At 44.4% G+C, this 8130-nt stretch carries 9 protein-coding genes; 4 read left to right on the top strand and 5 right to left on the bottom strand.

Features of this window, described 5'->3' with window-relative positions:
• Positions 1-5 precede the first annotated feature (5 nt).
• On the bottom strand, positions 6-1133 hold the full coding sequence (locus tag WKI49_03040) for an aspartate aminotransferase family protein (protein ID MEJ7621480.1): 1128 nt from the start codon (positions 1131-1133) through the stop codon (positions 6-8).
• 103 nt (positions 1134-1236) lie between these two features.
• Here WKI49_03040 and WKI49_03035 point away from each other — a divergent pair, with 103 nt between their 5' ends.
• Positions 1237-1953, top strand: a complete 717-nt coding sequence (locus tag WKI49_03035) for a hypothetical protein (GenBank protein MEJ7621479.1) — start codon at positions 1237-1239, stop codon at positions 1951-1953.
• On the opposite strand, the gene WKI49_03030 is transcribed toward WKI49_03035, so the two are convergent.
• Both WKI49_03030 and WKI49_03025 read right to left on the bottom strand, forming a co-directional pair.
• Positions 1950-3632: an NAD+ synthase gene (locus tag WKI49_03030; protein ID MEJ7621478.1), complete on the bottom strand. Its 1683-nt coding sequence runs from the start codon at positions 3630-3632 to the stop codon at positions 1950-1952. The two genes, WKI49_03035 and WKI49_03030, sit on opposite strands and share 4 nt — an antisense overlap.
• The gene (locus WKI49_03025; GenBank protein MEJ7621477.1) at positions 3629-3817 is read right to left on the bottom strand and encodes a hypothetical protein; all 189 of its coding nucleotides are present in this window, start codon (positions 3815-3817) and stop codon (positions 3629-3631) included. The genes WKI49_03030 and WKI49_03025 overlap by 4 nt, the downstream gene beginning before the upstream one ends.
• An 84-nt stretch (positions 3818-3901) precedes the next feature.
• On the opposite strand from WKI49_03025, the gene hfq reads away from it, so the two are divergent.
• The 3 genes from hfq to WKI49_03010 are packed head-to-tail and all read left to right on the top strand — an operon-like array spanning position 3902 to position 6500.
• The gene (gene hfq, locus WKI49_03020; GenBank protein MEJ7621476.1) at positions 3902-4111 is read left to right on the top strand and encodes an RNA chaperone Hfq; all 210 of its coding nucleotides are present in this window, start codon (positions 3902-3904) and stop codon (positions 4109-4111) included.
• Positions 4111-5217, top strand: coding sequence for a GTPase HflX (hflX, locus tag WKI49_03015; GenBank protein ID MEJ7621475.1), 1107 nt, complete (start codon positions 4111-4113; stop codon positions 5215-5217). The genes hfq and hflX overlap by 1 nt, the downstream gene beginning before the upstream one ends.
• Positions 5214-6500 (top strand): adenylosuccinate synthase, encoded by a 1287-nt coding sequence (locus WKI49_03010; GenBank protein MEJ7621474.1) that lies wholly within the window; start codon positions 5214-5216, stop codon positions 6498-6500. The genes hflX and WKI49_03010 overlap by 4 nt, the downstream gene beginning before the upstream one ends.
• Here the strand turns inward: WKI49_03010 and WKI49_03005 are convergent.
• Complete coding sequence (locus tag WKI49_03005) at positions 6479-7234, bottom strand: metal ABC transporter permease (GenBank protein ID MEJ7621473.1); 756 nt, start codon at positions 7232-7234, stop codon at positions 6479-6481. The two genes, WKI49_03010 and WKI49_03005, sit on opposite strands and share 22 nt — an antisense overlap.
• The gene (locus WKI49_03000) at positions 7231-8115 is read right to left on the bottom strand and encodes a zinc ABC transporter substrate-binding protein (GenBank protein MEJ7621472.1); all 885 of its coding nucleotides are present in this window, start codon (positions 8113-8115) and stop codon (positions 7231-7233) included. The genes WKI49_03005 and WKI49_03000 overlap by 4 nt, the downstream gene beginning before the upstream one ends.
• Between the last annotated feature and the right edge of the window lie 15 nt (positions 8116-8130).

Here is an 8130-nt window from a genome sequence, read left to right as displayed (position 1 = left end):
AAGCCTTAAAGAATATGCCTTAGTATCTCAATGGCTTGGTCTATGTGTTTTTCCTCAACTATAAGGGGTGGGACAAACCTCAAGACCTTCTCTGCGGTGCAGTTTATCACAAGACCCTTTTCAAGTGCTTTTTGCACAAGCTCGGAGCAGTTTCTCTCAAGCTCCAAACCAAGCATTAGACCTTTGCCTCTAACCTTTCCCACTCCAAGCTCTTGGAGTTTTCTCTTGAAGTATTCTCCCACCCTTTGAACCTGTGGTAAGAGCTCCCTTACCCTGCGAACCACCACCATAGAAGCTCTGCAGGCAAGGGGGTTTCCACCAAAAGTAGAACCGTGTGAGCCTGCCCTAAAAGCCTTAGCGACCTCATCTTTGGCAAGCACCGCACCTATGGGGACTCCACCACCCAAGCCTTTTGCAAGGGTTATTATGTCTGGTTGTAGGTTGTAGTGCTCGTAGGCGTAGAATTTACCAGTCCTTCCTATGCCCGTTTGGACTTCGTCCACTATAAGCAGAAGACCCTCTTTCCTGCATAGCTCTTGAATTTTCTGCAAAAACTCTCCCTCAGCCTCCCTTATGCCACCCTCTCCCTGTATAACCTCAAGCATTATGCCGGCGGTTTCTTTCTTTAGAGCCTTTAAAACAGAGTCAAAGTTGTTTAGCTCCGCATAGTCAAAACCTTCAAGGAGTGGCTCAAAGCCCTTTTGTATCTTTTCCTGTGCGGTTGCGGACATGGCACCAAAGGTTCTCCCATGAAAGGAGCTATAAAAGGTGATAATCCTGTATCTTTTCTCACCCTTCTCGTAAAAGTATCTTCTTGCGAGCTTTATAGCTCCTTCGTTTGCCTCCGCACCACTGTTGCAGAAAAAGACCTTTCCAGAAGTCCAAAAGCTATCCACAAGCTCCTTTGCCAAATCTTCTTGCCAAGGATTTTCAAAGAGATTGGAGATGTGCAAAAGGCTTTGTGCTTGGTCGCATATGGCTTTTGTAAGTTCTGGGTCTGCGTATCCAAGGACGTTTACCGCAATGCCCGCAAGGAAGTCAAGGTATTTTCTACCTTGGTCGTCATACAAATATACTCCTTCGCCTTTGACAAACCTTACAGGAAGCCTTTTGTAGGTTTCCATAACATACATAGCTATATAGTTTAGCATTCTTAAACTTTCTTTAACAAAGAAGTGTTAGAATTTTCTAAGTGGAATTGGAAAACTTCGTTAAAACCATAAAAGAGGTTTTACCATGAAAAAGTGGCTTTTATTGTTTATACCCTCTTTTAGCTTTGCCTTTTTTCCCTTTGAGGCGGAAGATGCGGGCACTCTGGGAGGGTTAGGGAATTTTCAGTTTGAGACGAACTACGCCAACTTCAAGTATTACAGTGGTGCAAGAAGGCAGGTGCTGGACTTTCAGTTTCAAGCGGGTCTTCTCAAAAATATGGACCTTGCGGTCATCCAGCCATATGTGAAGCTAAAGGAAGAAGGTCAAAGGCTAAGTGGTGCGGATGACCTGAGAATTTTCATAAAGCACATACCCTTTGAAGTAGAGGGCTGGAGAGCAGGCTATAGGGTCCAGCTAAACCTTGACACAGGGAAGGAGGGCATAGGCTATGGAAGGACCACTGCCAACGTAAACCTTATAGCGGAAAAGGACGTAGGAAACATTACTCTTAACCTCAACGCTGTATATATAAAGTCCTCACATGTGGAAGGCTTGAGGGATGCTTACGGAGTGATATTTCATCTTTATGGTAAGCCTGCTAAGTGGCTAACCTTGGGTGGAGAGATAAAGTATATCAGACCAGAGCATAAGGTTTCAAACAAGGACACACACCTTTTAGTGGGCTTTCTCTTGCATCCCACAAAATCCATAGACCTGAGCTTTGGAGTGCACAAAAGCCTTAACAAACACCAAGAACAGCCAGATTATGGTTTTTTAACAGGTTTTCTCTACAGGTTTTAGTAGCTACCGCTTATAGGCATTCTCCAGTCCTTTCCAAAGGCTCTTTTTGTTAGCTTTGGACCAATGGGTGCTTGTCTTCTTTTGTATTCTGCCCTTCTTACCATTCTAAGAACCTTCTTGACAAGCTCCCTATCAAAGCCCAAAGCTACTATATCCTCCAGCCCCATACCTTCCTCTATGTGTAGCTCCAAAACTTGGTCAAGTAGCTCATAGGGTGGCAATGTATCTTGGTCTGTTTGATTGGGTCTTAGCTCTGCAGTGGGTGGTTTTAACAAAACCCTCTCTGGTATGTCTGGCTTTATGGAGTTTCTGTATCTTGCCAGTTTGTAGACCCATGTTTTGTATAGGTCTTTTATGGGAGCAAAGCCCCCAGCCATATCTCCATATATAGTAGAATAGCCCACCGCAGATTCGCTTTTGTTGGAAGTAGAAAGCACAAGCCAGCCATATTTGTTAGAAAGATAAAAAAGTATGTTAGCCCTTATGCGTGCTTGCAAGTTTTCTTCTGCTATGGAAAGCTCCTTAGAATCCAAGAGTGTCAAGTATGTCCTATAGACTTCTTTTATAGGATATTCAAGTAAACTAATGTCTAAGTTTTTAGAAAGCTCGTAAACATCCTCCCTGCTTTCAGAGGATGTAAACTCCGATGGCATAAAAACCCCCACAACCCTATCCTTACCAAGGGCATCCACCGCAAGACAGGCAACCAAAGAGGAATCTATACCACCAGACAAGCCAAGCACAACCCTTTCAAAGGAGTTTTTCTCCACGTAATCCCTTATGGCTAAGAGGAGAGCCTTGTAGACCTCCTCTTCATCCCTTGGACTTACTTCCACTCTAACTTCACACAGAGCTTTTTCCTGAGCAGGTATAAAAGCATTCACACTTGGATTGTCCACTCCCTTTTCCCTTAGTCTTAAGTCCAAGAGCCTTTTCCTTTTGACCCTTTCCACCTCAAGACTTACAAAAAGCAGGTCTTCCTCAAAAGCCCTTGCCCTTGCAATAACCTTACCCTCTGGGTCTATCACCATACTCCTGCCATCAAAAACCAGCTCATCCTGTCCTCCCACCATGTTTACATAGACCACATAGGCTATGTTGTCCTGAGCCCTTGCTCTTAGAAAGTTTTCTTTAAACTCATACTTACCTTTGTAGTAGGGGGATGCGTTTATGTTCACCAGCACCTCACAACCTGAAAGGGCATAGAACCTTTCCCACCCGTCGGGATGCCAGATATCTTCACACACAGAAAAGCCTACCTTTACTCCTCCTATCTCAACCACCAAAGGTTCTCTACCAGACCTAAAATATCTCTTTTCGTCAAAGACCGAGTAGTTAGGCAAAAAGGTCTTTTTATAGACTCCGAGGATTTTACCTTCTGCTACCACCACAAGAGCGTTATATAGGTCTCCATCGTAGTAAGGCATGCCAAAAACAAGCACCGAAGATAAGTTTTTGGAAAACTCCACAAGCTCCTCAAGAGAAAGCATACACCTTTCTATAAAGTCATACCTCAAAAGCAAGTCCTCTGGAGGATAGCCACATAGGGCAAGCTCTGGGAATATGACCATATGAGCTCTTTCCTGAGCTTGTTCTGAGAGTAGTTTTATCTTACTTATGTTAGCTTCTACAGAGCCCAAAAGAGGGTTTATCTGAGCTAAGGCTAAGTTTAGAATCATATATCTCTGTAGAGCTCTACAGCTCTTTGGTAGGAGTTTAGTGCTTCTATAAAGTCATTCTTCTCGCAGTATACTATTGCGGATTGATATTCCATAGCCTCAAGCCTTTTCAGACAACCCAGTGGAGAAAGAGCCCAGCCATTTATCAAGAGGAGTAAAGGTGTAAGGACTATAATAAGTAGCATTTTTACCTCCCTCTTATATTATAGCACTTACGTATCTTGACTGATGCAAAAAGTTTATATAATTTATATTGGAGGTTGGATAGGATGTTTATGGAGAAGAATACAAGCGTGCAGGACGAATACATAGAGGAGCTTAAAAAGAAAGGAGTTACGGTAACAGTTTTCCTTACCAGAGGAAACAGGATAACGGGCAAGGTGCTTGACCATGATAAGTATACCCTCTTACTTGAGGTAGAGGGTGAGCCTAACCTTATATACAAGCATGCCATAAGCACCATAGTGCAAGGGGGTTAATGAAAAGCATTCTTGTAAGCCTTATAGAAAACAGCAAGCAAGAGAGCAAAGAATCCCTCCAGGAGTTAAAGGAGCTCCTTAAAGCCTTAGGGGGTCATTGTCTTGGATACATAACTCAGAGGAAAAGCCATCCAGACCCGAAATACTACGTGGGTGCGGGCAAAGTGGAGGAGATAAGACAGGTGGCGGAGGGAACTGGCGCAGATGTGGTTATATTTGATGCCTTTCTTAGTCCCTCTCAGGTGGCAAACCTTGAGAAGGCTATAGGCAAAAGGATAATGGATAGGGCGGACTTGGTGTTAGAGATTTTTTCTCGTAGGGTGAGGTCAAAGACTGCTAAGCTACAGGTGGAGTTGGCTAAACTCACTTACGAGCTTCCAAGGCTCTATGGAAAAGGTAAGGAACTTTCAAGGCTTGGTGGTGGTGTTGGAACAAGGGGTCCTGGTGAGCAAGAGGCAGAAATAAGGAGAAGGTGGATAAAGAAGAGGATACAGCAAATAAAGAAGGAGCTTGAGGACATAAAAAGGCAAAGAAGAGAGCAGAGAAAAAGAAGGGAAAGCTCAGGAGACCTAAAGGTGGTAAAGGTAGCATTGGTGGGCTACACTAACGTGGGAAAGTCCAGCCTTATGAAAAGCCTAACAGGCAGAGAGACCCTGATTGCGGATATGCCTTTTGCTACCCTTGATACTACTACCTCTGCAAGGCTCTTGTTCCCTGACATAAAGGTCCTTATCACGGACACGGTGGGTTTTATAAGAAAGCTACCACCTGAGCTTATAGAGTCCTTTAAGGCTACCTTAGAAGAGGTTCAAGAGGCGGACATAATTTTGCATGTGATAGATATCTCAGACAAAAATTGGCTTGAAAAGGTCAAAGTGGTCAAGCAAATACTAAAGGACCTATCTGCGGAGGAAAAGCCTGTAATATACGTTTTCAACAAGGCGGACAAGGTGGTAGAAAAGGAAGAAGACATAAAGTATCTCACAGAGCCTGCCTTTATGGAAAGTAGGTCTGTGGTGGTTTCTGCGGTAAAGGGGTGGGGGATAGGAGAACTGCTCAAAGCTATCAGGGAAAAGGTAGAAGAGCTTCAAGGAGCGGTAGGATGAGAAAAGACCTTGTTATACTTGGTGCTCAGTGGGGTGACGAAGGGAAAGGCAAGGTGGTAGACCTGCTCTCTGCGGACTTTGACATGGTGGTGAGGTATCAGGGTGGGAGCAACGCAGGTCATACAGTAATGGTAGGAGGAGAGAAGTTCGTCCTACACTTGCTACCCACTGGTATACTTCACGAGCAAGCCATAGGCGTGGTTGCTCAGGGTATGGTGGTAGACTTAGAGCTTTTGGTAAAGGAGATAGAAGAACTTGAAAAGAAGGGATTGAAAGTATGGGATAGGATATACATAAGCGATAGGGCACATATTGTGCTTCCTTACCATAAAGTCCTTGACTCTCTCTTTGAGAAAAAGGGCAAAATAGGGACTACTCTAAGGGGTATAGGACCTTCTTATATGTTTAAGTATGGCAGGAAGGGTATAAGGGTCTGCGACCTTGAAGACCCAGACAGGACCTACCAGCTTATAAAGGAAAACATTGAGTTTGTCTCCGACCTATGCGAAAAGGTATACTGTGAAAACCATAGGTTGGATGCACAAGAGATTTTTGAAAAAACTATGGAGTATTATAAAAGGGTCAAGGAAAGGGTGATAGACACCACGAGGCTAATTTTGGACTTTAGAGGAAGGGTGCTTTTTGAAGGTGCACAGGGCACAATGCTTGACATAGATATGGGAACTTATCCTTACGTGACCTCTTCCAACGCTTCTGCACTTGGACTTTCCAACGGCACGGGGCTTCCACCAAAGTATTTCTCAGAGGCAAACTTCTGGGCGGTATCAAAAGCCTACACCACAAGGGTAGGAGAAGGTCCTTTCCCTACAGAGCTAAAAGATGCCACGGGTGAGCTCCTCAGGGAAAGGGGTGGAGAATACGGAGCAACCACAGGAAGACCAAGACGCTGTGGATGGCTTGACCTTGTTGCTCTAAGGCATGCAGTGGAGGTAAATGGTCTTGATGGCATTATAATAACAAAGCTTGATGTTTTGGATGCCTTTGAGGAGATAAAGGTCTGTGTGGCTTACGAGGTGGACGGCAAGAGGATAGACCACTTTCCTGCGAGCTTAAGTCTTCTTCAAAGAGTAAAGCCTGTTTATAAGACCTTTAAAGGATGGCTCAAGGATACAAGAGGTGCAAGAAGTTTATCTACTATGCCCTCGGAGGCTTTGGAGTATATTGACTTCATCCAAGAATACCTTAAAGTGCCAGTGGTTATGCTCTCCACAGGACCAGAGAGGGAAGAGTATTTCTGGCTTTATGAACCCGCATGGAAGTAGCTACTAACAAGTAGCCTGTAAAAGAAGGTCATAAGACCCACTAAAGCTTGCAAAAACACAAGGCTGTAGCCTGTGGGAAGGTCAAGCCAGAAGGAAAGAGCTATAGCCAAAAAGCTCCAGAGACTTCCCCAAATCCACGCAAAGACAAGACCACGACCAAGCAGTAGGGAAACGAGGGCAGGAGAGACAAGCAGAGAAAACACCACAAGCACCCCTGCGAGTTTTACAGAGCTGGCAAGGGTTATGGAAAAGAGAGCAAAAAAGGAAAGTTCACGAAGTATACCACTGATATACCTTCTCAGATACAGGAGGATTCCTAAAACCGTATATATGCCTGCGGTTTTTATTACCTCCTCCATACTAACAAAGAGAATATCGCTGGCGGTTAGTTTTTTTAGCTCTTCCATGCCATGAGCGGACATGGAAAGTAGCAAAACCGTCAAGGAAAAGCCCAAGGCATACAAAAGTCCAATAAAAGCCTCTGAGTATTCCTTAAGTTTTTGAGAAATAGCTATCAAAAAACTGGCAAAAAGACCAAAAATTAGAGAAAAGGCGTAGGTATATTCACCATGAAAGACAATAAGGGAGAAGGCAATACCCACTCCAGAGAACTGAGCGACCGCTATATCTGTAAAGATTATCCCCCTTTTGACTATTTCCCTTCCAAAGTAGGCATGAATACCCACAAGCACCACAGAGAGCAGAAAACTGGAAAGAAAAAGGTCAAGAATCATTGAGAAAGTCTCCTCAGGATTACATCGTAGAGGTCAAAGAGGTTTTTCACACCTTCAGAGCCCACATCGTTGGGAAGGACTACAACCTTTGCACCTATGCTGTTTGCCACCCTCTGTGCGGTTCTCATCTCGTTTTTCCTAAAGCCTTCAAGTATCACATACCTTACTCCTTGACCCTTTGAGCTTTGCACAAGGTTGTCTAAGTGCCTTGCAGTGGGTGGTATGCCGGGTAGAGGTTCAATTGTCCCCACCTTTTGAATGCCATAGCGGTTAAAAAGATAGTTATAAGTCTTGTGCCACTGTATTACCTTTAGACCTCTGAGCTTTGAAAAGCCCTCGTCCCACTCTTTTAACTTTGCGTCCCACCTCTTAAGAAAGTCTTCAAGGTTAGCGTTGTAAAAGGAACAATCTCTTGAGTTTAACTCACACATTTTCTCCCTTATAGCCCTTGCAAGAATGGGTATGTTATGAGGGTCAAAAACATAATGTGGATTTCCCTCTGGATGCACATCCCCCATCTCCCTTGAGACCCTCTCTGGCTTTTCAATAATGTTTATGAACTGAGAAAGGTCCAAAAAGCCTGCTCTTCCGGGTTGGATTTTTGGATTGTTAGACTGCTGGAGAAGGGGTGGCAAAAATCCTATTTCAAGGCTTGCACCGTTTATAACCACAAGGTCTGCATCCCTCATCCTTGCTATGTGAGAGGGTCTGGGAACCACAAAGTGGAAATCCTCATCTGGGCGTGCTATCACATGCACCCTTACCCTGTCCTTTCCTATCTCCTTTACGAGCTCTCCTATCCATGGATAAGTGGCAACCACCCTTAACTGGGCGAAGGCAAAGGAAAGGCTAAGCAGTAGCAGAGCTAAAAGGCTCTTCATGGCAAGCCCTCCTTT

Source organism: Aquificaceae bacterium (assembly GCA_037722135.1).
GTDB lineage: Bacteria > Aquificota > Aquificia > Aquificales > Aquificaceae > Pampinifervens > Pampinifervens sericum.
Note: the sequence above shows the minus strand (reverse complement) of the source record. Positions and strands in the feature narration are given on the sequence as shown.